Here is a 25,394-nt window from a genome sequence, read left to right as displayed (position 1 = left end):
GATCCCTTTGCATCGCAAAGGACCCCGACCCCAGGCGTCATTGCGTTGCTTCGGCCTCGGCTTTGCGCTCGCGCTCGGCAGCGGCGTCCACGGTCTTCTGCACGTCCTTGGCGCGGTCCAGCGGCTGGTTGATGGCCGTGGCCAGCGCCTGCGGCTCCGGCGGCTTCTCGGGGTTGGGCGGGGCCGGCTTCTGGCAACCGGCCAGCAGCGCAACCGACAGGCAGGCGGGAATCAGCAGACGCATGGTGGTGCTCCTGGGCGGGTGATGGGGCAGTGTCGCACTGTCGGCAGCGGCCTGCTGTGACGCGTATCCTTGCCGCATCGAAATGCAGCGGGCGTGGCCCCGGAGAACACATGACCCAGCAACGGTGGCGTCTGGACGGGCAGACGGCCCTGATCACCGGCGCCAGCGCCGGCATCGGCCTGGCAATCGCACATGAACTGGCTGGTTTCGGTGCCGATCTGATGATCGTCGGCCGCGACATCGACATACTGGAAACCGCACGCGACGAACTGCTGGACGAGCATCCGCAGATGCAGGTGCATGCGCTGGCCGCCGATGTCTCCGATGACGAAGACCGCCGGCAGATCCTGGACTGGGTGGAGGACCACAGCCATGGCCTGCACATCCTGGTCAACAATGCCGGTGGCAATGTCACCAAGGCGGCCACCGAGTACTCCGAGGACGAGTGGCGGCAGATCTTCGAAACCAACCTGTTCTCGGCCTTCGAGCTGTCGCGCTATGCGCACCCGCTGCTGGCCCGGCATGCGTCGTCGGCCATCGTCAACGTCGGCAGCGTGTCCGGCCTGACCCATGTGCGCAGCGGCGTGGTGTACGGCATGACCAAGGCGGCGATGCACCAGATGACCCGCAACCTAGCGGTGGAGTGGGCCGAGGACGGCATCCGGGTGAACGCGGTGGCGCCGTGGTATATCCGTACCCGGCGCACCTCCGGGCCGTTGTCCGATGCGGATTACTACGACGAAGTGATCGCGCGCACGCCGATGCGCCGCATCGGAGAGCCCGAGGAAGTGGCCGCTGCGGTGGGCTTCCTGTGCCTGCCGGCGTCGAGCTATGTCACCGGCGAGTGCATCGCCGTCGACGGCGGCTTCCTGCGTTACGGGTTCTGACCCTCTCGCCGGGCCATGCCCGGCGGACAATCAATCCGGTACGCGGCAATCACTGGCGGCCAACACGGCCTGCAGGCGCTCACGCTCGGCGCGGGCTGTGTCGCGGTTCTCTACCGAGGCAAAGCGCTCGCTGCCGCGTGCATTGCGGAACCGCTGCTGCCAGCTGCCACAGCGCTGGGCCTCGGTCACTTCGTTGCAACGGTCAGTGACCACCTCACAGCTCGCCGCATTGACCGGGGTGACCCCACCCAGGCCGCTGACGGTCATCAACTCGCAGCGGCCCGGTGCAGCTTCGTACTCGTGCAGGTATTGCCCGCCCTGCGAATCCAGGCACTGGAAGATCGGTGGCAGCGGTGGCTTGGGCGGCGCGTTTCCATCGACCTTGGCATCACCGTCGCGGGGCAGCAGGGCGCTGTCGAGAATGGCATCGCCGCCATCGCGCTCGACCATGTAGGCCTCGCTGATGATGCGTTCCTGGCCCGCGCGTGGCGGAGATGCAGGTGCTGTGGTGGCCGCAGCAGCGGGTGCAGCGTCGGCGGCGGCCGGCACGGGCGCGGGAGCGGTCGCTGGGGCCGCGGCCGGCGAGGCGCCCGGCAGCTTCACGATCTCCTGCTTCATGCCGGCCGAACACGGCATGCGCTGCAGGGTGGGAACCTCGCTGCTGCCGGTGCAGCGGTAGATCACCGCGTCATCGGCCACGGCCGCACCGGGCAGCAGGGACAGGGCGAGCCAGATCAGTTTCTTCATGCATGAAGCCTACAGCAGCGGCCACTGCGTGGCTGGCACGCGTGGTGGCCGATTCTCTGGTAGATGCCCACCTTGGTGGGCACCGCTGTTTGTCAGCGCCCACCAAGGTGGGCATCTACCAAAGCGTTGGCGCTCAACCGCCGCTGCAGTCCTGCGGCAGGCGGGCGTCGATGCCGCGTTGTTCCTTGCTGATCGCCGTGCGTTCGCTCTGCAGGGCGCTGTTGTAGCGACGGTCCAGTTCCCAGCGGCGGTCGCGCAGGCGCGAGCAGACTTCCTGTGGCGGCAACAGGGTGCAGGCATCGCGCACCAGCACGTTGCCGCCGGGTACGCCCACCCCATAACCGGGCGGTGGCCGGTGTACCGGGATACCGGCACCACCGGGCGGTGGCCCGATACCGACGGCACCGCCGCCCGGGCCTGGGCCGCCAGCGAGGCCTGGGCCGTACCAGATCGTGGTCCACACCGGCACCCAGCGCGGGTTGCCCTCGTTGTTGTCGCTGGTATAGCGGCTGCCGTCATCGCGCACGCATTCGTACATCGGTTGCGGCGGCTGGATGTAGACGTGGCGGACCTCGCGAGCGCCCATGTCGGGCGTTTCCGCGGGCGTCGGCGGCGGGGTATCGGTGCTTGCCGCACGCGGCGGCGGGTCGCGCGGGCGCTGCAGGTCGCGCACTTCCTGGCGGCCACTGCGGCAGGGCGTGTCCTGCAGGGCGACGGCGCCATTGCTGCCCACGCAGCGGTAGACCCGCACGTCATCATCGGCGAGCGCCGCCAATGGCAGCGACAACGCAAGGCACAGGGCAGGGCGCAGCAGGTTCATGGCTGCAGACTGCGCGTATTGCCGCCGCAGCGCAAACCGCGCCTCAGGAGCGCAGGATGCTGCCACTGAGCGCGTCGCGGATCGGCGTCGGCTGGGCCAGGCCCCCGGTCTGGCCGTCGAGGATGCCATCGAGCAGGCGCAGCAGGCGCGGGTCCAGTTCTTCGCGGGTGCGCGCCGGTGGCTCGCCGGCCAGGTTGGCGCTGGTGGATACCAGCGGCCCGCCCCAGGCGCGGCACAGCGCCTCCACCAGCGGATGCGCGCTGATGCGCACGGCGATGCCGCTGTGTTCGCCGGTGACCCAGCTGCGTGCCCGGGGGCCGGCCGGCAGGATCCACGTGTTGGCGCCGGGCCAGCTGGCCAGCACCGCGCGCTGGCGGGCGTCGGGCAGGGCGTCCAGGCGGACCCAGCCTTCCAGCTGCGGCAGGTCGGCAGCGACCAGGATCATGCCCTTTTCGACCGGGCGCTGCTTCAGGCGCAGCACCATGTGTACCGCCGCCTCATGCGCGGGGTCGCAGCCCAGGCCCCAGACCGCCTCGGTCGGGTAGGCGATCACGCCCCCCGCGCGCAGCGTGGTCACAGCAGTATCGAGGGTGAGTTCTTTCATGGACAAGGCCAGCCCGACGTGGGGCTTCATTATCCCCCCGGGGTGTTCAGAACGGGTGGTGGGTACCGGTTGTGGGGACAGGCGGTGGGTGCGGACCGCTGGTCCGCACATCCGGGCAGATCATCCACGCATGGCGTGGATCTACTTCTTGGCCGCGGCCTTCTTCACTGCTTTCTTCGCCGCCTTCTTCGCGGGGGCCTTCTTGGCCGCCGCTTTCTTGGCCGGTGCCTTCTTTGCAGCCGCCTTCTTCGGCGCGGCTTCCTTCTTCACCGCCGCCTTCTTGGCCGGGGCCTTCTTCGCCGCAGCCTTCTTGGCGCCAAAGCCCTTGCGCACCGGCTTGCCGGTTTCTTCCATCAGCTGCTGCACTTCGGCCAGGGTCAACGATGCCGGCTCGCGATCCTTGGGGATCTTGCCGTTCATTTTGCCGTCGCTGATGTACGGCCCGAAACGGCCATTCAACACCTGGATGTCGCTGCCCTCGAACTCCTTGATGATCCGGTTGCGCGCGATCTCTTCCTTCTCTTCAACCAGGAACACGGCGCGGGCCAGGTCGATGGTGTACGGGTCATCTTCCTTCTTCAGCGAGGCATAGGTGCTGCCACGCTTGGCGAACGGGCCGAAACGGCCAATGCCCACGCTGACCGGTTCGCCGTTGTCCTCGCCCAGCGCACGCGGCATCAGGAACAGTTCCAGCGCGTCTTCCAGGGAAATGGTGTGCATCGACTGGCCGGGGCGCAGCGAAGCGAACTTCGGCTTCTCCTCGGCGTCCTCGGCGGTGCTGCCGATGGCCGCATACGGCCCGAAACGGCCCAGGCGCACGCTCACCGGCTTGCCGGTCTTTGGGTCGGTGCCGAGCTCGCGCGCGCCACTGGCCTCGGCGCGATCGACCGATTCCTTCTTGTCTTCCACCAGTTCCTTGAACGGCTCCCAGAAGCGGGCCATCAGCGGGATCCACTCTTCCTCCCCGCGCGAGACGGCATCCAGCTCGTCCTCAAGCTTGGCGGTGAAGTCGTAATCCACGTACTGGGTGAAGTGGCTGGACAGGAACTTGGACACCGCACGGCCGACGTCGGACGGGCGGAAGCTGCGGCCTTCCATTTCCACGTACTTGCGGAACAGCAGGGTCTGGATGATCGAGGCGTAGGTCGAAGGACGGCCGATGCCGTACTCTTCCAGCGCCTTCACCAGTGCCGCTTCGGTGAAGCGCGGCGGCGGCTGGGTGAAATGCTGTTCGGCCAGGATGCGTTCCAGCGGAATGCGGTCGCCCGGCTTCATCGCCGGCAGTTTGCGGCCTTCGTCCTCGTCCTCGGCGCTCTTGTTGTCCTTGCCTTCCTCGTACACGGCCAGGAAGCCGGGCACGACCACGGTGGTGCCGCTGGCGCGGAACACGTGTTCGCTGCCGGCCGACAGGTCGACGCTGACGGTGTTGAGGGTGGCCGGGATCATCTGGCAGGCCACCGCACGCTTCCAGATCAGCTCGTACAGGCGGCGTTCGTCGTCGGTGAGGAAGCGCGATACCTGGGCCGGGGTCCGCAGGGCCGAGGTCGGGCGCACGGCTTCGTGGGCTTCCTGGGCGTTCTTGGACTTGGTCTGGTAGGTGTTGGGCTGGTCCGGCAGCGAGGCGATGCCGTAATCGCGGGCGATCACGTCGCGGATCTCGGCCAGTGCGTCCTGCGACAGGTTCACCGAGTCGGTACGCATGTACGAGATCAGGCCGACGGTGCCTTCGTCGCCGATGTTCACGCCTTCATACAGCTTCTGCGCCACCTGCATGGTCTTGCGGGTGGTGAAGCCGAGCTTGCGCGAGGCTTCCTGCTGCAGGGTGGAGGTGGTGAACGGCGGCGCCGGGCGGCGCTTGCGCTCCTTGCTGGCCACGTCGGTGACGTGCAGCGAGCCCTGCGCGGCCTGCTGGATGCGCAGGCGGGCGGCTTCGGCGGTGTCGCCGTCGGTGACGGTGAACTGCTCGAACTTCTGCCCGTCCAGCTTGATCAGCTTGGCGTTGAAATGCTGGCTGGGATGGGCGCATTCGGCGCCGATGGACCAGTACTCGCGGGCGATGAAGGCTTCGATCTCCTCCTCGCGCTCGACGATCATGCGCAGCGCCGGGCTCTGCACGCGGCCGGCGGACAGACCGCGCTGGACCTTGCGCCACAGCACCGGCGACAGGTTGAAACCGACCAGGTAATCCAGCGCGCGGCGCGCCTGCTGGGCGTCCACCAGGTCGCTGGCGATGGCGCGTGGCTGGTTGATGGCTTCCTTGATGGCGCGCGGGGTGATCTCGGTGAAGACCACGCGCTGCATCGGCTTGTCCTTGACCAGGCCGCGTTCCTTCAGGATCTCGGCGATGTGCCAGCTGATCGCCTCACCCTCGCGATCCGGGTCGGTCGCCAGCAGGATGTCGTCGGCGCCCTTGGCCGCCTTGGCGATGGCATCGACGTGCTTCTCGTTCTTGTCGATGACGTCGTAATGCATGGCGAACCCGTTGTCCGGGTCCACCGCGCCTTCCTTCGGGATCAGGTCGCGCACATGCCCATACGAGGCCAGGACGGTGTAATCCTTGCCGAGGTATTTGTTGATCGTCTTGGCCTTGGCCGGCGATTCGACGATGAGCAGGTGCTTGGGCATGTCGGGAAAGGTCTGTGGGCGGACCGGGGGAAGGGGCCGCTAGGGTGGAGCAAACGGCCGCATTAGTGAAGCGGCCACGGGCAAATCCATAAACTGAACGCCCGGTAATGTGCCGGGCGTTCAGGTTTCCTTATTAGAGGAATCACGCCCGGATGGGCCCTGTCAAGGGGCGGGGCGTGAGGATGGGGGCTGGGCGGCCCGCCATGGCCGGACTCAGCCGGCCATGCTGGCGGCCATCGCGATCAGGCCGATCAGCAGAGCCAACAGGCCGAGGAAGCCGATGCCGCCCAGGACCAGGACCACGATGGTGACCGTGCCCAGCTCGCGGCGCTGCAGATGCGGCTGGTCGGTGAAGGCCCAGCGGTCCACCACCACGGTGTCGCAGATCATGTCGTGCAGGGCCTGCTTGCGGTCGGTGAAGGCTGCCATCAGGTAACCGATGCACAGCAGGATGCTGCTGAGGAGGGTGGCGAAGTAGCGGCCGATGCTGCGGCCCAGGGTGATGCGTTCGCCCGTGCTGCGCACGACCTTGATGCCGACGGCCATCTTGCCGGGGGTGGCACCACCGCGCGAGGCGTGGAACCAGCCGTAGTAGCCCATGCCGATGAGCAGGCCGACCAGGCCGCTGACCGCCTGGATGAGCACCTCGGTGCCGGTGCCACCGCTGCCGGCCAGGCCGATCACCGCGCCGAAGACGCCGCCCAGCAGGCCGCTGGGTATCACCAGCACGATGTAATCAATGAGATAGGCGGCCACGCGCTTCCAGAAGCCTGCGTAGACCACTTCGCCGCCCTGGACCGCCTGCGAGTAGTCGCTGCTGGCCGCGCCCGGGGCGCTGTAAGGGGAGCTGCTCAGCGCGCCGGTACCGGGCAACGGCGCGGTGCCGTTGTCGATGGCAGCATAGTCACCGCGCAGGTCGAAGCCGCCCGAGGCGCTGCTGTCAGTGGCCTCGGCCAGGGTCTGCAGGCCCAGCTCGTCCACCACCTGGCGCAGGGCCGCCCACTGGCCCATGCCCTCGCGCCACACCAGCGTGTCCAGGGTCAGCTGCCCGCGCTGGAAGCGCTGGCGGATCTCGGTGACCGGGAACGGTCCCTGGCGTTGCTGGCCTTCTGCGTAATACCACTCAGTCATTGCGGTCCCCTGTTGGGTCGTCCTTGGAAGTCATGTGGCCTGTGGTGCCTTCGGCTCAGCCGCGGCACTGCACCGGCAGATACTTGTCATCGCTTTCGCCGGTGCATTCCCAGCGGCCGCTTTCGCGGTCGTACTCCTGCCAGAGCAGGTCGCCGTCGATCGCCTTGCCGGGCACGGCCAGGGTGGCCTCGATGCCGCAATGGCCATTGTTGAAGCGGCCGATGTGCACCGCCGACAGGCCCTGGCTGGCAAAGCTGCCCGCTTCGGGGAAGCCGGCGTCGTTGGCGCCCGGGCAGCGGCCCTGGTCATCGGCAAAGCGCTGCACCTGTTCCTTCACCGGCTGCAGCGCGGTGATCGCCCCGGCGACCTTGGCCTTGATCGTGTAGTCGTTGTAGGCGGGCAGGGCGATGGCGGCCAGGATGGCCACGATCGGCACCAGAACGAGCAGGGCGACGCCACCGATGATGGCGGTCAGCGCGCAGCCGGACAGGCCCTTCTTCGGCGGTGGCAGGTGGGCGCTGGCGGCGGTGTACGGGGTTCCAGGCGGCAGCACCGGCGGTTGCGGTGCAACGGGCGGCGGTGCGCCGACGGGTGCGTCCACGGCCGGCACGATCAGGCCCAGTTCGTCGACCACGCTGCGCAGGGGCTGCCACTGCGGCAGCCCATCACGCCAGACCAGGGTGTCGAGGGTGATCTCGTTGCTGCGGAAAAGCGCGATCAACTGTTCCGCCGGCAACGGGCCTTGCTGGCGGTTGCCTTGGGCGTGGCACCACTCACTCACGGGGACGCTCCTGAATGCGCACGGTCCCCAAGTGTACGGTCAGTGCAGGGGTTCTGGCTCGTCCATGAACATCTGCGTTTCCATCCAGGCGTAGGCCGCTTCGGCGCCCGGCTGGTTGAACAGCACCATCAGCACGACCCACTTCAGGTCGTCCAGGTCCAGTTCGTCCTGGTCCAGGGCCATGGCACGGTCCAGCACCAGCTCGCGCTGGTCGGCATCAAGGATGCCGTGCTGTTCCAGGTACAGCAGGAACCCGCGGCATTCCACGTCCAGCTTGTCCAGCTCGGGGCCGTGGAAGATGCGCACGGGGCCATCGACCCGGGCCTGCGCCACGCTCGGCCGTTGTGCGGCCAGCGCGTCGAGCCAGTCGAACGCCTTGTTGATCTCGGTGGGGCTGAAACCGGCCTGGATCAGGCCATTCTGCAGCGAGTCGCGGTCACGGATCAGGTCCGCATCTTCGCTGAAATAGTGTTCAAACAGGTACAACAGTACGTCAAGGATGCTCTCTTTCATTGCCCCTCGGCCTGCGTCGCGCGACGCTGTGGAGGTGAAGAAACTAGGGAGTTCGACAGTAGCGGCCGTGTACGCACACCACGATTCCCGCCAGTTCCATGGCCAGCAGCATGGAGGACACCTCAGGCGCCGTCAATCCACAACGCATGATCAATGAATCCATACCGCTTGGGTTGTGGTCCAGCGCCTGCCACAAGCTCTGGTAGTCAGGGTCGTTCGCCCACCGGTCCGGCAGGACTGCCGGCGATGCCTGTTCAGTGGGGGTGGCCAGGCGGCTTTGCAAGCCGGGCAGGTGCTGGCGCAGGGCAGGGGCCAGCAGTTCCAGGACGTCCTCGGGGCGTTCGACCAGGGCCACGCCCTCGCGGATCAGCCGATGGCAGCCGGCAGCCCGCGGGCTCAGCACCGAGCCGGGTACCGCACCGACCTCGCGGCCAGCCTCGGCTGCCAGGCGCGCGGTGATCAGCGCGCCGGAGCGATGGGCCGCCTCGATGACCACCGTGGCGAGCGCCTGGCCGGCCACCAGCCGGTTGCGCGCGGGGAACTGCCCTGGGCGTGCCGGGGTACCCGGCGGGTACTCGCTGAGCAGGCAGCCCTCGCTGCCGATGCGGGCCTGCAGACGGGTATTGCCGGGCGGGTACGCCTGGTCCGGACCGGTGCCGATGACGGCTACCGTGTGGCCGCCCGCGTCCAGCGCTGCGGCATGGGCGGCGGCATCGATGCCGGCGGCCAGGCCGCTGGTCACCGTCAGGCCGGCCTCGACGAAGGACGCGGCGAAGCGCGCCGCCAGCGCTCGCCCGGTCGGGGTGGGCGAGCGGCTGCCGACCACGGCTACCGCCGGGTGCCAGGCCAGGCTGGCATCGCCGGCCACGAACAGGGCCAGCGGCGGCTGCGGGATGTCCTGCAGCAGTGGCGGGAAGGCCGGGTCGGTGCAGCCCAGCAGCTGCTGGCCAGGCTGCTGCAGCCAGCGCAGGGTAGTGGCCAGCGCCGCCGGGTCGGGCTGCTGCAGGGCTGCGCATTGCTCGGCGGAGCAGCCATGGGCACGCCAGCCGGCCACCCCCAGGGCGAGGGCGGCAGAGGCATCGCCGCGGGCCAGCAGCAGGGCGCGGCGGGGCGCCAGCGGCCCGCCGGCCAGGACCAGGCGGGCGAGGGCTTCGGCAGAGTGATCTGATCGGGGCATCAGCCGACTATCGGCCACGGACGACGAGGGCGCCCTAGGCCGCCGTCGCGTTCTGCTGTCAGGGGAGTCCGCCGCAGGCGGGGTTTCCGCGTGGTCCGGGCCACAAACAACGAAGGCGCCCGCGGGCGCCTTCGTGTAGCAGTCGACCAACGGTCGACTCTACTTCGCGTCCGGGTGCTGGGCGCTGTAGCCCACGTTCACCGGCTTCACGCCCTGCATCACCAGCGCGTAGCTGACGTTGTCGAAGGTGCGGAACACCATCGCATGGGCCGCGTACTCGTCCGGCAGGCTGACCCGGCCCGCACCGGTGGACGGTGAATCGTCCATGCGCGAGGAGTTCGGGTACTTCATGCGGTGGGCGACATGGCTGCCCTGGCGCCACAGCGAGAACACCGTGCCGTTGTCCACGCCCTGGCTGCGGCCGGCCGAGATGGCGATGACGTCGCGCGGGCCACCGGCATTGAACATGTCGGCCACGGCCAGCACGCGTACGTCCAGGCCTTCGAGGCTGGCAGCCGGCACATGCGGGAAGAACTGCAGGTCGTAGGGCTGGGCTTCCACCTGCACCAGGCGGTCACCGGCACGCACTTCACGGCCATTGACGTTGGCGTCCAGCATCAGGGTCGAGGCTTCGCTCTTGCCGCCGGCGACCTTGGTGATGGTACCCAGGCCGACCTGGGCCAGTTCATAGCCCAGCACGCCGCGGCGGTGGTTGGGCGCGTTGTAGGCCTTCCACAGGTTGCCGCTGCCCGGGGTGACATCGCCGTTGGCGGTCAGGTCCTCGGTGGGCTTGGGCTGGCCGTAGCGCACGGTCGGGCGGACCACGGCCCAGCGCTGGCCGACCTGGGCATCGGCCAGGCGGACATAGGCAGCCTGGCCACTGGTGGCGCGCAGGCGGTTGTCTTCCAGGCCGACCACGTAGGGCAGCTGGTCGATGCTGTCGACCACGCTCAGCTGCTTCAGGAAGGGTTCGACCTCGGCAAGCGGCACACCGGTCACCGGGGCTTCCGTGCGCGGGCCGGGCTGGGCCGTCACGCGGTCCAGATAGGCCAGGCTGAGCACGTCACCCGGGTAGATGAGGTGGGGGTTGGCGATCTGCGGGTTGGCCTGCCAGATCTCCGGCCACAGCCAGGGCTTCTGCAGGAAACGGCCTGCGATGTCCCACAGCGTGTCCCCTTTGCGGACCACATAGGTGTCCGGGTGCCCGCCATTCACTTCAACGGCGGTAGCATAGGCAGCCACGGTCAGCATCGCCGCAGCGACGACCGTACGAAAACGAAGCAACATAGGTGTGAAGCCCTGATTCCCCAACAGGTTCGCGCACTATAGTCCAGAAACCGGGGCGCAAGGCAAGCGTTACAGATAGAATCTGCGACGTATGCCGGCGTATCCCCGGCTCCAACCCGGAAACAGCCATGGCCCTGCTCCCCATTCTTGAGTTCCCCGATCCGCGCCTGCGTACCAAGGCTGCGTTGATCGACGCCGCCGAGGTGACCACCCCGGCCTTCCAGACCCTGCTCGACGACATGTTCCAGACCATGTACGACGCCCCCGGCATCGGCCTGGCCGCCAGCCAGGTGGATGTGCACAAGCGCTTCATGGTCATCGACGTGAGCGAAGAGAAGAACGAGCCGCGGGTGTTCATCAACCCGGAAATCGTCGCCAGGGACGGGGGCCAGGTGTACCAGGAAGGCTGCCTGTCGGTTCCGGGCATCTTCGCCGACGTGACCCGCGCCGACACCATCACCGTGAAGTTCCTGGACCGCCAGGGGCAGCCGCAGGAGCTGAGCACCGATGGCCTGCTGGCCGTGTGCGTGCAGCACGAGATGGACCACCTGGACGGCAAGCTGTTCATCGACTATCTGTCGCCACTGAAACGCGAAATGGTCCGCAAGAAGCTGGCCAAGCAGCGCAAGCACGTGGCCTGACCGCCATCGCGGGCCGCCCTTCGCGGTGGCCCCTGCCTGCGCGTCCCGCGCGGGCTGTACGGCGCCGGCCGACGGCGCCGTTGTTCTTTCTGCACGTATCCATCCTGCAAGTGGGGTAGCCATGAGGATTGTCTTTGCCGGTACGCCGGAATTCGCGGTGTCGTCGCTGCGCGCGGCCGCGCGCCACCACGAGGTCGTGGCCGTCTACACCCAGCCGGACCGCCCGGCCGGCCGTGGCCGTGGCCTGGCGCCGTCGCCGGTCAAGCTCGAGGCGGTCGCCCGTGGCATTCCCGTCTACCAGCCGGAAACGCTGAAGGACGAGGCGGCCCAGCAGCAGCTGCGCGACCTGCAGCCGGACCTGATGGTGGTGGTGGCCTACGGCCTGATCCTGCCCAGGGCGGTACTGAACATCCCGACCCATGGCTGCTGGAACGTGCATGCCTCGCTGCTGCCGCGCTGGCGCGGTGCCGCGCCGATCCAGCGCGCGATCCAGGCCGGCGATGCCACCACCGGCGTGTGCCTGATGCAGATGGAAGCGGGCCTGGATACCGGCCCGGTGCTGTTGCACCAGGAGCTGCCGATCGCCGCCACCGCCACCGGTGGCGACCTGCATGATGCGCTGGCCGCGCTGGGCGCGCAGGTGCTGTCCGATGGCCTGGGCCTGCTGCGCGCAGGCATCAAGCCGATCGCACGGCCGCAGCCGGAACAGGGCGTGACCTACGCGCACAAGCTGGACAAGGCCGAGGCGAAGCTGGACTGGGCGCTGGATGCACAGGCGCTGGCCCGCACGGTACGGGCGTTCAACCCGTGGCCCATTGCCGAAGCACAGCTGGCCGGCGAGCGCGTGCGCATCCATGGTGCCGTCGCGCTGGACCTGGCCCACGGCCAGGCCCCGGGCACCGTGCTGGCCGCTGGCCGCGAAGGCATCGACATCGCCTGCGGGCAGGGCGCCCTGCGCCTGCGCGTGCTGCAGCGTGAGGGCGGCAAGGCGATCACCGCCCCCGACTACCTCAATGCGCGTCGCGACCTGCGCGTGGGAGCGTAAGCCGGTGTCGAAACAGAACGACTTTTCCATTGCCAAGGCGGCGCCGGGCGCGGCCACCCGCATGCTGGCCGCGCGCGTGCTGGCCCAGGTGTTCACCCGCGGCCGTTCGCTGAAGGCCGAACTGGCGTGGGCCCTGCCCAAGCTGTCCGACACCCGCGACCGCGCGCTGCTGGAGGCCCTGTGCTTCGCGGTGCTGCGCCGCCGCAGCACCTACGATGCCGCGCTGCAGGCGTGGATGCAGAAGCCGCTGTCGGCGCGCGATGCCGACCTGCGCACCCTGCTGATGGTCGGTTTCGCCCAGCTGGACGTGCTGGAACTGCCCGCCCATGCGGCACTGTCGGCGACCGTCGATGCGGCGCGCGCGCTGGGTCGTGAACGCCAGGCCGGCCTGGTCAACGCCATCCTGCGCCGTGCGCAGCGCGAGGGCTTCCCTGAACAACCCGCGCGCGACGCGTTCCCGGCCTGGCTGGCCGAGGCGGTCGAGCACGACTGGCCGCAGCAGGCCGAGGCGATCTTCAGCGCCAGCCTGCAGCCGGCACCGTTGTGGCTGCGCGCCAACCGCCAGCACGGCGGCCGTGACAAGGCGCTGGCCGCGCTGGCCGAGGCCGGTATCGCCGCCGAGCCCAGCCCGCTCAGTGCCGATGCGCTGCGCCTGGCCGAGGCCAGCCCGGTCAACCAGCTGCCGGGCTTTGCCGAGGGCGCGCTGTCGGTGCAGGACCTGTCGGCGCAGTGCGCGGCCGATGCGCTGGCGCCGCCGGCCGGCGCGCGGGTGCTGGACGCCTGCGCCGCCCCGGGCGGCAAGTCGGCGCATCTGCTGGAACGCGACCCCAGCCTGCGCCTGCTGGCGCTGGACATCGATGCGCGGCGTTTGGCCCGGGCCAAGGACACCTACGCCCGCACCGGCGTGGGTGAGCACGTGCAGACCCAGGTCGCCGACGCCAGCGACACCGCGGCCTGGTGGGACGGCACGCCGTTCGACGCCATCCTGCTGGATGCACCGTGCTCGGCCACCGGCGTCATCCGCCGCCAGCCGGACGTGATGTTCCACCGCCGTGCCGAGGACATCGAGGCTCTGGTGGGCGTGCAGGCGCGTCTGCTGGAAGCCTGCTGGGCGATGCTGCGCCCCGGTGGCGTGCTGCTGTATGCCACCTGTTCGATCCTGCGCGCCGAGAACGTCGACCAGGTGCGCGCCTTCCTGAAGTGGCACCCGGATGCCCAGGCGGCACCCCTGGGTGACGCTTTCGGTCTGGACTGCGAGGGCATCGCCCGCCAGCGCCTGCCCGGTGAAGACGATGCTGACGGTTTCTTCTACGCGCGTCTGCTAAAAACAGCCTGACCCCGTCGCCGTTCGAGTTCCCATGCTGAAAACCCGCGCGTCACGCGAGACGTGGTTGTTCGTAGTGATGGCCCTGCTGGTGCTGGGGGCGGGGCTCGGACTGCGCGACCCCTGGCCGTCGGACGAACCGCGCTTCGCCCTGGTCGCCAGGCAGATGGTGGACAGTGGCCAGTGGCTGTTCCCGCATCGCGGGCTGGAGCTGTACTCGGACAAGCCGCCCATGCTGATGTGGTGGCAGGCCACGCTGTACAGCGTGATCGGCAACTGGCGCGTGGCCTTCCTGCTGCCCTCGCTGATCGCTGCGCTGGGCACCCTGTGGTGCGTGGTCGATCTGGGCCGCCGGCTGTGGACGCGCCGGGTCGGCCTGTACGCCGGTTGGGCGCTGCTGTTCGCGCTGCAGTTCACCTTCCAGGCCAAGAAGGCGCAGATCGATCCGTTGGTGGTGCTGTTCATCACCCTGGCCAATTACGGCCTGCTGCGCCACCTGCTGCTGGGGCCGGCCTGGCGCTGGTGGTGGGCCGGCTGGTTCTTTGCCGGCATCGGCGTCATCACCAAGGGCGTGGGGGTGCTGGCGCTGCTGATGATTCTGCCAGCGGCGATCGCCTCGGCCCTGCACTGGCCGCGGGTGCGCCTGCATGCGCGCGATCTGCGTTTCTGGCTGGCGCCGCTGGCATTCGTGCTGGCCATCGCGCTGTGGCTGGTGCCGATGGTGATGACCGCGCTGGCGACGAAGTCGGGCGAGTACCAGGCCTACCTGGACGACATCCTGTTCCGGCAGACGGCCAGGCGCTACACGCAGTCCTGGGACCACCATCAGCCATGGTGGTACTTCCTGGGCACCATGCCCTCGATGTGGGTGCCGGCGTTCCTGGCCCTGCCGTGGGCGATCCCGGCCTGGCGCCGGCGCCTGCGGCGGCGCGACCCGCGCTACCTGCTGCCACTGGCCTGGTGGCTGCTGATCGTGCTGTTCTTCTCCATTCCGCATGGCAAGCGCGATGTCTACATCCTGCCGTCGCTGCCGATGTTCTGCCTGGCGCTGGCGCCGCTGGTGCCGGGCCTGCTGCGCCGGCGCGACGTGCAGCGCGTGCTGGGTGGCTTCACCCTGCTGCTGGCGCTGGGCATGCTGGTGGCCGGTGCATCGTCCCTGCTGGGCACCCCGGGTTTCGAGGCACGACTGGTGCTGGAGCGTGGGCTGACCCCGGCTGCGATGGATGCGATGGCCTGGGCCGCGCTGGCCATGGGCGGGGCTGGTGCGGCCGGCCTGCTGCTGTTCGGGCCGGCGCGACGCCACCTGGCGCTGGTGTCCATGCTGACCGTGGTGTGGGTGCTGTACAGCCTGGTGGGCTACCCGGTGCTGAACGATTCCAGCTCGGCCCGTGGCCTGATGCGTTCGGTCAATGCGCGCATCGGTGCCGACGCCGAACTGGGCCTGGTCGCCTGGAAGGAGCAGAACCTGCTGATGGCCGAGCGCCCGGCGGCGACCTTCGGCTTCAATGTGCGCTGGCACGAACAGTTGCAGGCCGGAGTTCGATGGCAACAGCTGTCGCCGCAGCGGCGTTGGCTGCTGGCCCATGAAGACGCGCTGCTGGGCTGCGTGGATCGCAGCGGGGCGGTGCTGGCCGGTGTTGCCAACCGGCGCCGTTGGTGGTTGGTACCGGCCGCGGCGGTGCACGGCCCCTGCGTGGCCAGCGAAGCCGAACTGAAACGTGAACGGCGGTTGCAGGGAGAAGAGCAATAACCGGCCGGCAGGTTTGTCCAGACTGCCCAAGCGTGGACAAAGGCAGTACAACATCAGGCGGGCGGTCCACGACAGGGACTGCCGTTTTCTTCCGCATCACCGCAGCGACCCTTTCCGACGTGCCAGCTTCACTGGACAACCTGAGCCCCACCCGCGCCGATCCGCTGCCGGTTCCTGCAGGCGGCCGCCATGGCGCGGCGCACTGGATCGCACAGATCGGCCTGTTCTGCATGCCCGCACTGGTACTGACCGTACCGGTGAACCTGCTGCCGTATGCACTGACCCTGCTGGTCAGCACACTGCTGGCGCCAGAGCTGCTGTGGCGCGTACGCGGCATGGGCGGGACGCCTGTGCGGGCGCTGACCTGGCTGATGCTGGCGGCGGTGGCGCTGGGCCTGCTGTCGGTCGTGCTGTTCGAGCAGGGGCTGCGTGACGTGGACAACCGTTCGCGGTTCCTGGTCATGCCGTGGATCGCGCTCTGGGTCTGTGCGCTGCGGCCGGACCTGCGCTGGCTCTGGCGCGGCGCGCTGGCCGGGCTGCTGGCCACCTTCGTGCTGTCGCTGGTGCAGGTCCTGCAGGGCGCACCGCGTGCCGAGCTGAGCACCAACGCCATCGTGCTGGCCGATATCGTGGTCATGCTGATGGTGCTGCTGGTGTTCTGCCGTCCATCACGGCGCTGGTCGCTGGTGATCCTGGGCATGGCCGCCGGCTGCGGCACCATCGTGCTGACCGGCAGTCGCGGTGTCTTCGCCGCCCTGCTGGCGTTGCTGGTGGTGCTGGCGCTCAGCCTGCGCTGGCGTACCGGCGTTGCCCGCCTGTCGGTGCTGGCCGGCATGCTGGCCATCGGTGCCACCCTGCTGCTGTCGGTCCCGGAACTGCGCCACCAGGTGCGTCTGACCGAACTGCACAGTGATGTGCAGAAGCTGGAACAGGGAGATGTCGACTCCTCCGCCGGTGCGCGCGTGGAGCGCATGCAGGTGGCCTGGGAGACCTTCCTCGACCATCCGTTGACCGGTGTCGGAATCGGCCACTTCGACAGCGCCATGCAGCGCGTGCCGGTGTGCCGGGAAGACCCTGCGGAACAGCGCTGCCATCTGGGCCATGCGCACAACGACGTGGCCGAATGGGCCGCCACCCAGGGCCTGCCCGGCCTGTTGATGCTGATCGCGGTGTATGGCGTGCCGCTGTGGGTCTTCGTCTACCTGCACCGGCGCAGCGGGCGGGCCACCTTCCGTGGGCCCGCGGCGGCCGGGGTGATGATCGTCATCGCCTATGTGCTGTGCGGGCTGACCCAGTCGATGTTCGCCCACCAGATGACGGCCAGTTTCTACGTCACCATCGTCGCCCTGCTTACCGGGCTGTCGCTGCTGGAAGGCGCACGGCACCGGGCGGCGGCCTGACCCGTGGCCGCCGGGCACGGCCCGGCGCTACCGGTGGGGGCCGACCGTTGGGCTCATCCACGCATGGCGTGGATCTACTGGTAGGGGCCGACCGTTGGTCGGCACGGATGCCGGGTCAATCGCTGCGCGGGTCGGCCACGGCCTGGCCGTTGCCCAGCATCCACAGCATGATGGTCTTCTGCCGCACGTAGTTGGCGCGCACGTAGGCATACACCAGGCCGTGCCAGCCATCGCGGAACCCGCCGCGGAACACGAAGCCACGCCAGAACCGCCAGGCCGGCGCCAGCACCAGCTTGCCCAGGGTGGCGCGCTTGCCGCGGGCGAACTCGTGCTCGGCCATCATCCGCGCGTACTTCTCGGTCTTGGCCAGCTGCTGCTGCAGGGAGCGGTAGGGGTAGTGGATGAGGTCGCCGCGCAGGGTGCCGACGCTGCCATCGACGCTGGCCGCTTCGTGGATCTCACGCTTGCCGCGCCAGCCGCCCTGGCGCCGGTCGAACAGCCGCATCACCCGGTCCGGATAAGCGTTGCCGTGGCGCAGGAACTTCCCGAAATATTCCGAGAGACGGGCGAAACGGTAGCCGGCATGGCCGCTGAAGCCACCGTCGCGGGCCTGCTCGATGGCCGTGCGCAGCTCGGGGCTGACGCGCTCGTCGGCGTCCAGGCACAGCACCCAGTCGTGGCTGGCCTGCTCGACGCAGAACGCCTTCTGGCTGCGGAAGCCGTCGAACGGGCGCTGCAGCACGCGGGCCCCGGCGGCCTCGGCGATGGCCACGGTGGCATCGGTGGAGTGCGAGTCCACCACCACGATCTCATCGCAGAAGGCCAGCGAGGCCAGGCAGTCGCCGATGCGCCCGGCCTCGTTGAACGCGATAATGCACGCCGAGATGCGAGGCCGTTCGATGGGAGCGGTCGTGGAGGACATGATGGCCGGGTACCTGTTGTTTGCGACGGAGCGCTATGCGCTGCCTATTCTCGCCCCGTTGGCGCAGGCCTTGCACGCGTCCGGGCAGGACGTGGCCGCCTGGTTCGAAGGTGGCGCGGCCGGCAGCAGCCTGCCGGGGGTGCCCAGCATCGGCCTGAAGCAGGCCCTGGCAATGCGCCCGCGCGCGGTGTTCAGCGCCGCCAACTGGGTGCCGACCTTCCTGTCCGGGGCCAAGGTGCAGCTGTTCCATGGCTTCAACGTGGAGAAGCGCGACAGCGCCCGCGGCCACTTCCGGGTGCGCGGGATGTTCGACCTGTACTGCACGCAGGGGCCGGCCACCACCGCACCGTTCCAGCAGATCGCCGGGCAGCAGGGTCACTTCGCGGTGGCCGAAACCGGCTGGCCGAAGCTGGACCCGCTGTTCCGCGACGATGGCGGCGAGAGTGCCGCGCTGCGTGCACCGGCCGGCGGGCGTCCGGTCATCCTGTTCGGCTCGACCTTCACCGAGCGCCTGAGCGCGGCCCCGCACCTGTTGGCCCCGATCGCCGCCGACATTGCCGCCGGTGATCGTTACTGGCTGCTGACCCTGCACCCGAAGTGCCCGCCGGACCTGTTCGAGCGCTACCGCGCGCTGGCCGGTGCCAATGCGCGCTTCATCGAACCGGAGCAGGTGATGGCCGCGCAGCGTGCGGCCGACGTGCTGGTGTCGGACACCTCGTCGATCGTTTCGGAGTTCATCGTCCAGCACAAGCCGGTGGTGACCTTCCGCAACCGCGTGCCCAAGCCGCACATGATCGATTTCGACGACGCCACGCAGCTGCCGGCCATGCTGCAGCGCGCGCTGCACCCGGAGGCTGCGCTGCAGGCGGAGATCGTGCGCTATGCCGATACCATTCACCCGTTCCGCGATGGCCGCTCCAGCGAGCGGGTGATTGCCGCGACCGAGGATTTCCTGTCCGGCGAAATGGGCGTGCTGCGCCGCAAGCCGTTCGGCAGCTGGGTGCGCGACCTGCAGATCCGCAAGGACCTGGGGTACTGGGGCCCGTCGCAGCGGTGATGGGTAGTGCCGGCCGCTGGCCGGCAATCCAATTGCAGTAGATCCACGCCATGCGTGGATGCATGGCAGGGGTCAGAGCCCTTTCCCGTGGAAAGGGATCCGACCCCGCGTCACCAGCGCAGCTTGCGCCGCGCCAGTGCCGCCGCCAGCTGCTCCATCACCTGCTGTGCCTGGGCCTGCGGCAGGTAATTCAGGGCCAGCGCCACATCACCATGGGCACCGGCGGTATCCAGCTGCAGGCTGGCGGTGCCCAGTAGTTTGTCCAGCGGCGAACGCTGCAGGCGCAGGCCCTGCACCTTGTCCAGTTCGGCCCAGCGCCACCAGCGTTTCCACCAGCCACCGCGCACGGCCACGAACTGGCCATCCAGGTGCCAGCCCATGCGCGCCATCTGCCGGTGTGCCACCAGCAGCGCCACCGGCAGCCAGCCCAGCACCAGCAGCCCCCACGGGCCCCAGCGCCAGTACGCGCCGGCCGCCAGCAGCGGCACCAGCACCAGGCTGCCCAGGCTCAACCGCCACCAGCCGCGCTGCGGCAGTGCGTGCCACTGCGCCGGCGGCCACTGCAGCTGCGGCAGCAGGTGCTTGACCAGCCCTTCGCAGGTGGCGGCCGGTGCCAGCGGCGCCAGTTCGCGCAGGGCACGATCATCATCACGGGAGGGGCCACCCGCCGCGCTGTCGATGCGCAGCTGGCGCAGGCCGAACCAGCGCTGCAGCGTGCCCTCGCGCAGGGTCCAGGCCTGGATGCGGCGGCGCGCGACGCTGCTGCGGGTGCGGCTGAGCAGCCCGGTGGACACCGTCAGCCGGCGTTCGCGCTCGCTCAGGGTGAAGCCGTGGTAACGCAGCACGGTCAGCACCACCGACAGCACACGCAGCGCCAGCCAGCCCAGCAGCAGCCCCGCAGCCAGCAGCACCATCGCGATGGTCATGTCGGGGTGCAGGTCCCTGACAAAGCCGAAGACCTGGCGGCCGCCGCGCTCGATGGCATCGTCAATCACCTGCCTGGGCACGGTCTGCGACAGCACGCCGAAAGCGGCCACCACCAGTGTCCAGCCGCGGTTGGTCAGCAGCCCCATGCGGACCACATCGCCTGCAGACAGGTGCAGCAGCACCCGCTCGGTTTCGTCGCCGGCAGCGTCCTGCGGTACATCGCCAGCCGCCGCCTGCGGTGCCTGTCCGCGCTGGCGTACCAGCCGCTCCAGCGCCAGCGCCTGGTCCAGTTTCAGTACGCGCATCTCGGCTTCCGGGCGCACGCCACCGGCCGATTCCAGGCGCAGCTCGGCCACCCCGAACAGGCGGTGCAGCGGGTTCTGCCGCACTTCCACGTTGTGGATGCGGGCAAAGGGAATCTCGCGGCGATTGCGCGACAGCAGGCCGCTGCGCACGGTGATCGCATCACCGCCGATTCGGTAGCGATAGCTGAGGTACTGCAGTACCGACACCAGCACCAGCGCGGCAATGGCTGACAGCGGGATCAAGTGCGCCCACATCGGGTCGCGGTCGCCGCGCTGGCCAAACACCAGCAGTGCCACCAGCGGCAGCAGATAGTGGCGCAGCTGCATCAGCAGTACGAACAGCCACGACCACGGGTGCAGGCGATGCTCATGGCCGTCGCCTGGCAGCGACGGCGGCAGGGGTGGTGGCAGGCTCACAGGGCGTCGGCGTCCTGGTCGAGCTGGTGCGCCAGGGTGTCACGCAGGCGTTCGGCATCGGCCTGGTCGAGGCCGCTGACCGTCACCGCGCTCAGGCGCGTGCCTGCGGTGTGCACGATCAGGGTGGCCAGGCCGGCACGGCGCTGCAGCGGCCCCCGGCGCAGGTCCAGGTGTTGCACGCGGGAAATGGGGATGCGGGTTTCCAGCTGCCACATCAGGTCGCGGCGCAGGCCCAGGCCCTGGGCGTCGAGTCGCCAGCGGGTGCGGGTCAGGCGGCGATGGCCCAGCCACGCGCCGGATGCGAGACCGACCAGCAGGCCTGCGACTGCACCCCACAGGCCGCCGGGCAGATCAAGGAACCACCAGGCGGCGGCCAGCGGGACGCCGGGTACGAACAGACCACCGAAGGCGCCCTCCAGTGCCGCCATCCGCGCCGCACGGCGCGGCAGGGGTTGCCAGTGGTCCAGGGGCGTTGCAGGGTCGGCAATTGGCAGTTCGGTCACGCGGGCGTCCGTCGGGCAGCAGGGCAGGGCGGTGGCGGCCGCAGCCGCCCCGCGCAAGACGGTAGCAGGTCGGCCGCGTTACTGGGCGGCCTGGATCAGCGCGTCGACGTCGAGCATGTGGCCGGCACGGTCGGCCTTGGTGCGCAGGTACTGTTCGTTCTCGGCGGTGATCTCGCCGGTGACCGGAATGCAGTCCAGCACTTCAATGCCGGCGTTGCGCAGGCGCTGGGCCTTGGTCGGGTTGTTGCTGAGCAGGGCCACGCGCGAAATGCCCAAGCCGCGCAGCATCGCCACCGCGCTGCCGTAACGGCGTTCGTCGGCACCGAAGCCCAGCTGTGCATCGGCGTCGATGGTGTCCAGGCCGTCGTGCTGGTAGCCATAGGCGCGCATCTTGGCGGCGATGCCGGTGCCGCGGCCTTCCTGGTCCAGGTACAGCAGCACGCCGCCACCCAGTTCCTTCAGCTTGCGCAGGCCGCGCCGCAGCTGGTCGCCGCAGTCGCACTTGAGCGAACCGAACAGGTCACCGGTCAGGCAGGAGGAATGCACGCGCACCGGCACCACGGCCGACAGGTCCGGCTCACCGACGATGATGGCCACCTGGTCGCGCTGGGCCACGCCGCCGCGGAACACCGCGAAGGTGGTCATGCCGACATCGCGCAGCGGCACCGGCGAACGCGCCACCAGTTCGTAATCGTGGGCGGCGTGGGCCGCGCCCTCGGCCAGGTCGCACAGGGCCACTTCGGCCGCGCCGTCGAAGGTGTGGTCATCGGCATCCAGGCGCACGGCCACCATCGCCGGCAGCAGCAGGCCCAGCCGGGCCAGTTCCACCGCACCGGCATCGAAGGCGTCACCGGCGCTCCAGCCGTCCGGCATCGGGCCCGGCTCGCGCAGGTAGCCCAGCGAGGGCAGCGCATCGAAGGCCACGCCGGCCAACGGCAGGCGCGCGCCCTCGGCCGCCTCCACGCCGAGCACCCGGGCGCGGGGGGCGGTGAGGAACAGGTAGTGGCGTTGGTGTGCGGCGCTGGCGAAGGCGGCGAAGCTGCTGGCCGTGGCGCTGTCCAGTGCGATCACGGCCAGGCGCTGGCCCTGGCCATCGTGCAGCAGCACCGGACGACCGGCGCGCAGTTCGGCCACCGCGCGTTCGCAGCGGATCGCGGCAGGATCGCCGAACAGGGAAGAAGCAGGCATGGCAGGACCGGGGGAGGCGGACATCGCAGTCTCTATGGGGGCGCCAGCGTCGTATTCAACGTACCCGTGGGGCTGCCGCCAGTGAGGCAGCCGTTAGTGGGGATGTTCCTTGGTCGCATAGGGGTCGGCCTCGCCGCTGCCCGGTGGGCGCAGCGTGTAGCGCTTGTAGGTCCACTGGTACTGGGTGGGATCGCGACGGGCGATGCGCTCGATGCCGGCATTGAGCGCGGTGGCGGCCACCTGCGGGTCCGGGTCGGCCACGGCCGGGTCGGTCGGCTCGATATGCAGGGCGAATTCCATGTCCGGCCCGATGCGCTCGCACCAGCCGTACAGCACGGTGGCACCGGTACGCTCGGCCAGCCGGTTGACCAGGGTCATGGTCAGCGCCTGCATGCCGAAGAACGGCACGAACACACCGTCACCGGCCTTGGGCTGCTGGTCGGGCAGGATGCCAGTGGCGCCGCCGTCCTTGAGCACCTTGAACAGCTGGCGCACGGCCGGGCCTTCGGCGCGCACCTGCTGCACGTTCTGGCCACCGCGCACCAGCTGCAGGAAGGCATCGCCGGCCTCGTCCTCCGGCGGCTTGTAGACGATGGCGATCTGCCCGCGCGAGGCCAGCCACTGGTTCAACAGCTCCCAGTTGCCGAAGTGCGGGGCGGCCACGATCACGCCCTTGCCGCTGGCCAGGGCCGCGTCGTACAGGGCCGCGCCGTGCTGCTCCTTCAAGTGCAGTCGCAGGTTGTCGGCCGGCGTCTGGCTCCACAGGCGCAGGGTTTCGATGGCCTGCAGCGCGGTCGAGCGCAGCAGCTCGCGGTGCAGGCGGTCGCGCGCGGCGCCGGTGATTTCCGGGTAGGCCAGTTCCAGGTTGCGCCGGGTCACCCGGCTCTCGCGGGCGTTCACGCGGATCCAGGCCCAGGCCAGGGCGTGCGCGATGCCCCTCAGCAGCGGCCAGGGCAGGCGGGCGAACAGGGTGGTGGCGCGATGGACCAGCCGGGCTTTGCGTTGCGGATTCATTGGCCCCAGTTTAGCCAAGGGCGCTGCTATCGTGGCCGGCCCCGTTATCTGGAGCCCCCGATGCTCGTGCTGATCCAGCGTGTGACCCAGGCCGCCGTGCATGTGGAGGGCGAGGCGGTCGGGCAGATCGGCCCCGGCCTGCTGGCCCTGGTGGGCATGGAGCCGGGTGACACCGAGGCCCAGCTGAAGCGGATGGCCGAACGCCTGCTTGGCTACCGTGTATTCGCAGATGAGGCCGGAAAAATGAACCGTTCGCTGCGTGATACCGGGGGCGGGCTGCTGCTGGTCAGCCAGTTCACCCTGGCCGCGGACACCCGTTCGGGCATGCGCCCCAGCTTCACGACTGCCGCCCCGCCGGACGAGGCTGAACGCGGGTTCAATCGATTTGTCGGGATCTGCCGTGAAAATCACGCTCCGGGGGTGGAAACAGGCCGGTTTGGTGCCCATATGGTCGTCAGCCTGGTCAACGACGGTCCCGTGACCTTCCTCCTCAGGCCCTGAGCCGCCGGGACCACCGCCCGGCAGGCGGGGCACCGGGCTGGTATAATGCTACGTTCCCTATTTCTCCCTAGCCGGTGGCGCGAGCACTACATGGCCAACGAACGTCCTGCCCAATCCGAAATCAAGCAACTGATCAGCAAGGGCCTGGAACAGGGCTACCTGACCTACGCCGAAGTCAATGACCATCTGCCGGACGACATGGTCGACCCGGAACAGATCGAAGACATCATCGGCATGATCAACGGCATGGGCATTGACGTCCATGAAGTTGCGCCGGATGTGGAAACCCTGCTTCTCAACGACGGCAACACGGGCAACCGTGAGGTCGACGACACTGCGGCTGAAGAAGCCGCCGCAGCGCTGAGCGCGCTGGACACCGAAGGTGGCCGCACCACCGACCCGGTGCGCATGTACATGCGCGAAATGGGCACCGTCGAGCTGCTGACCCGCGAAGGCGAAATCGCCATCGCCAAGCGCATCGAGGAAGGCCTTTCGCAGGTGCAGGCCGCGCTGGGCCAGTTCCCGGTGTCGGTCGAATCGCTGTTGAACGACTACGAAGCGCACAAGGAAGGCAAGAAGCGCCTTGCTGAAGTGATCGTCGGCTTCAACGACCTGACCGAGGAAGAGCCGGCCCCGCCGGCGGCTGCCGCGTCCGACGACAGCGACGATGCCGACGCCGATGGCGACGAGGACGAGGACGATGATGTCGACGGCGGCGATGAAGAAGCCGCGCCGACCGGTCCGGACCCGGAGGAAGTCGCCGCGCGCATGCAGGCGCTGGCCGACGCCTTCAATGCCTTCAAGAAGGCTGCCGCCAAGGGCGACAAGAAGAATCTGCTCAAGCTCCGCGAGGAGATGTCGGCGGTGTTCGTCACCCTGAAGCTGCCGCTGCCGCTGACCGACGTGCTGACCAAGCAGCTGCGCGACACCATGGCCGACATCAAGTCGCATGAGCGCCGCGTGCTGAACCTGGCCACCGTCACCGCCCGGATGCCGCGCAAGGACTTCATCCGTTCCTGGGAAGGCAACCAGACCAACCTGGAATGGGTGGAAGACGCACTGAAGCGCAAGCAGAAGTGGTCCTCGGCGCTGCGTGAGGTGAAGGACCAGATCGTGTCCGAGCAGCAGGCCACCATCGATATCGAAAAGCTGACCCTGCTGGACCTGGACGAGCTGAAGGAAATCAGCCGCGCCATGGCCTACGGCGAAGCCAAGGCCCGCAAGGCCAAGAAGGAAATGGTCGAGGCCAACCTGCGCCTGGTCATCTCCATCGCCAAGAAGTACACCAACCGCGGCCTGCAGTTCCTCGACCTGATCCAGGAAGGCAACATCGGCCTGATGAAGGCCGTGGACAAGTTCGAATACCGCCGCGGTTACAAGTTCTCGACCTACGCCACCTGGTGGATCCGCCAGGCGATCACCCGCTCGATTGCCGACCAGGCACGCACCATCCGTATTCCGGTGCACATGATCGAGACGATCAACAAGTTGAACCGCATTTCCCGCCAGATGCTCCAGCAGTACGGCCGCGAGGCCACGCCGGAGGAGCTGGCCAAGGAAATGGACATGCCGGAAGACAAGATC

General features: G+C 68.9%; 24 protein-coding genes. 9 read left to right on the top strand and 15 right to left on the bottom strand.

The genetic code is table 11. The features are described 5' to 3' along the window. Nucleotides 1-37 precede the first annotated feature (37 nt). Nucleotides 38-244, bottom strand: a complete 207-nt coding sequence (locus VER16_RS18640) for a hypothetical protein (RefSeq protein WP_324810675.1) — start codon at nucleotides 242-244, stop codon at nucleotides 38-40. Nucleotides 245-354: 110 nt separating this feature from the next. Here VER16_RS18640 and VER16_RS18635 point away from each other — a divergent pair, with 110 nt between their 5' ends. Then, on the top strand, nucleotides 355-1,131 hold the full coding sequence (locus VER16_RS18635) for an SDR family oxidoreductase (protein ID WP_324810672.1): 777 nt from the start codon (nucleotides 355-357) through the stop codon (nucleotides 1,129-1,131). 30 nt (nucleotides 1,132-1,161) lie between these two features. On the opposite strand, the gene VER16_RS18630 is transcribed toward VER16_RS18635, so the two are convergent. The 9 genes from VER16_RS18630 to VER16_RS18590 all read right to left on the bottom strand — a co-directional run bounded on the left by VER16_RS18630 (nucleotide 1,162) and on the right by VER16_RS18590 (nucleotide 10,816). Next, a complete protein-coding gene (locus VER16_RS18630; RefSeq protein WP_324810670.1) occupies nucleotides 1,162-1,878 on the bottom strand; it encodes a hypothetical protein in 717 nt (238 codons plus the stop codon). Nucleotides 1,879-2,011: 133 nt separating this feature from the next. Next, nucleotides 2,012-2,698, bottom strand: a complete 687-nt coding sequence (locus VER16_RS18625) for a DUF4124 domain-containing protein (protein ID WP_324810668.1) — start codon at nucleotides 2,696-2,698, stop codon at nucleotides 2,012-2,014. 43 nt (nucleotides 2,699-2,741) lie between these two features. Further along, the gene (locus tag VER16_RS18620) at nucleotides 2,742-3,302 is read right to left on the bottom strand and encodes a Sua5/YciO/YrdC/YwlC family protein (RefSeq protein WP_324810666.1); all 561 of its coding nucleotides are present in this window, start codon (nucleotides 3,300-3,302) and stop codon (nucleotides 2,742-2,744) included. 141 nt (nucleotides 3,303-3,443) lie between these two features. Continuing rightward, nucleotides 3,444-5,927, bottom strand: coding sequence for a DNA topoisomerase I (locus VER16_RS18615; RefSeq protein WP_324810664.1), 2,484 nt, complete (start codon nucleotides 5,925-5,927; stop codon nucleotides 3,444-3,446). A gap of 213 nt (nucleotides 5,928-6,140) precedes the next feature. Further along, entirely contained in the window at nucleotides 6,141-7,058 is a 918-nt protein-coding gene (locus VER16_RS18610; RefSeq protein ID WP_324810662.1) for an RDD family protein, read from the bottom strand. A 55-nt stretch (nucleotides 7,059-7,113) separates the two neighbouring features. After that, nucleotides 7,114-7,839 (bottom strand): pilin, encoded by a 726-nt coding sequence (locus tag VER16_RS18605; protein ID WP_324810660.1) that lies wholly within the window; start codon nucleotides 7,837-7,839, stop codon nucleotides 7,114-7,116. Nucleotides 7,840-7,878: 39 nt separating this feature from the next. Beyond that, complete coding sequence (locus VER16_RS18600; RefSeq protein WP_108770130.1) at nucleotides 7,879-8,352, bottom strand: DUF494 family protein; 474 nt, start codon at nucleotides 8,350-8,352, stop codon at nucleotides 7,879-7,881. Nucleotides 8,353-8,395: 43 nt separating this feature from the next. Further along, the gene (gene dprA, locus VER16_RS18595) at nucleotides 8,396-9,529 is read right to left on the bottom strand and encodes a DNA-processing protein DprA (protein WP_324810657.1); all 1,134 of its coding nucleotides are present in this window, start codon (nucleotides 9,527-9,529) and stop codon (nucleotides 8,396-8,398) included. Between the two features lie 159 nt (nucleotides 9,530-9,688). Further along, entirely contained in the window at nucleotides 9,689-10,816 is a 1,128-nt protein-coding gene (locus VER16_RS18590; RefSeq protein WP_324810655.1) for a LysM peptidoglycan-binding domain-containing protein, read from the bottom strand. Nucleotides 10,817-10,944: 128 nt separating this feature from the next. Between VER16_RS18590 and def the strand changes: the two genes are divergently transcribed. The 5 genes from def to VER16_RS18565 all read left to right on the top strand — a co-directional run bounded on the left by def (nucleotide 10,945) and on the right by VER16_RS18565 (nucleotide 16,976). Continuing rightward, entirely contained in the window at nucleotides 10,945-11,457 is a 513-nt protein-coding gene (gene def, locus VER16_RS18585; protein WP_324810654.1) for a peptide deformylase, read from the top strand. Nucleotides 11,458-11,578: 121 nt separating this feature from the next. After that, entirely contained in the window at nucleotides 11,579-12,502 is a 924-nt protein-coding gene (fmt, locus tag VER16_RS18580) for a methionyl-tRNA formyltransferase (protein WP_324810652.1), read from the top strand. Between the two features lie 4 nt (nucleotides 12,503-12,506). After that, complete coding sequence (gene rsmB, locus VER16_RS18575; protein WP_324810650.1) at nucleotides 12,507-13,838, top strand: 16S rRNA (cytosine(967)-C(5))-methyltransferase RsmB; 1,332 nt, start codon at nucleotides 12,507-12,509, stop codon at nucleotides 13,836-13,838. A gap of 22 nt (nucleotides 13,839-13,860) precedes the next feature. Then, nucleotides 13,861-15,576 carry a glycosyltransferase family 39 protein gene (locus tag VER16_RS18570; protein ID WP_324810648.1) on the top strand — a complete coding sequence of 572 codons (1,716 nt, stop codon included), beginning with the start codon at nucleotides 13,861-13,863 and terminating at the stop codon, nucleotides 15,574-15,576. Nucleotides 15,577-15,806: 230 nt separating this feature from the next. Beyond that, nucleotides 15,807-16,976, top strand: a complete 1,170-nt coding sequence (locus VER16_RS18565) for an O-antigen ligase (protein ID WP_324810893.1) — start codon at nucleotides 15,807-15,809, stop codon at nucleotides 16,974-16,976. A 115-nt stretch (nucleotides 16,977-17,091) separates the two neighbouring features. Here the strand turns inward: VER16_RS18565 and VER16_RS18560 are convergent, their stop codons facing one another. Further along, nucleotides 17,092-17,898 carry a glycosyltransferase family 2 protein gene (locus VER16_RS18560; protein WP_324810647.1) on the bottom strand — a complete coding sequence of 269 codons (807 nt, stop codon included), beginning with the start codon at nucleotides 17,896-17,898 and terminating at the stop codon, nucleotides 17,092-17,094. On the opposite strand from VER16_RS18560, the gene VER16_RS18555 reads away from it, so the two are divergent. After that, nucleotides 17,897-18,955, top strand: coding sequence for a CDP-glycerol glycerophosphotransferase family protein (locus VER16_RS18555; RefSeq protein WP_324810645.1), 1,059 nt, complete (start codon nucleotides 17,897-17,899; stop codon nucleotides 18,953-18,955). The genes VER16_RS18560 and VER16_RS18555 overlap by 2 nt on opposite strands. 110 nt (nucleotides 18,956-19,065) lie before the next feature. On the opposite strand, the gene VER16_RS18550 is transcribed toward VER16_RS18555, so the two are convergent. The 4 genes from VER16_RS18550 to VER16_RS18535 form a co-directional block, all read right to left on the bottom strand. Next, entirely contained in the window at nucleotides 19,066-20,604 is a 1,539-nt protein-coding gene (locus VER16_RS18550) for a PH domain-containing protein (protein WP_324810643.1), read from the bottom strand. Next, nucleotides 20,601-21,032, bottom strand: a complete 432-nt coding sequence (locus VER16_RS18545) for a PH domain-containing protein (protein ID WP_414716077.1) — start codon at nucleotides 21,030-21,032, stop codon at nucleotides 20,601-20,603. The genes VER16_RS18550 and VER16_RS18545 overlap by 4 nt, the downstream gene beginning before the upstream one ends. Nucleotides 21,033-21,185: 153 nt before the next feature. Next, complete coding sequence (gene ribA, locus VER16_RS18540; protein ID WP_324810639.1) at nucleotides 21,186-22,319, bottom strand: GTP cyclohydrolase II RibA; 1,134 nt, start codon at nucleotides 22,317-22,319, stop codon at nucleotides 21,186-21,188. Between the two features lie 69 nt (nucleotides 22,320-22,388). Beyond that, nucleotides 22,389-23,309, bottom strand: coding sequence for a lauroyl acyltransferase (locus tag VER16_RS18535; protein ID WP_324810637.1), 921 nt, complete (start codon nucleotides 23,307-23,309; stop codon nucleotides 22,389-22,391). 60 nt (nucleotides 23,310-23,369) lie between these two features. Here VER16_RS18535 and dtd point away from each other — a divergent pair, with 60 nt between their 5' ends. Both dtd and rpoD read left to right on the top strand, forming a co-directional pair. Continuing rightward, nucleotides 23,370-23,810, top strand: coding sequence for a D-aminoacyl-tRNA deacylase (gene dtd / locus VER16_RS18530; RefSeq protein WP_324810635.1), 441 nt, complete (start codon nucleotides 23,370-23,372; stop codon nucleotides 23,808-23,810). Nucleotides 23,811-23,900: 90 nt separating this feature from the next. Then, nucleotides 23,901-25,394: RNA polymerase sigma factor RpoD (rpoD, locus tag VER16_RS18525; RefSeq protein WP_324810633.1), on the top strand; the 1,494-nt coding region annotated here is incomplete at its 3' end.

The sequence above is a fragment of the Stenotrophomonas sp. genome (genome assembly GCF_035634915.1).
Taxonomy (GTDB): domain Bacteria; phylum Pseudomonadota; class Gammaproteobacteria; order Xanthomonadales; family Xanthomonadaceae; genus Stenotrophomonas.
The sequence above is the reverse complement of the archived record's forward strand: the minus strand, read 5'-3'. Positions and strand labels throughout refer to the sequence as shown.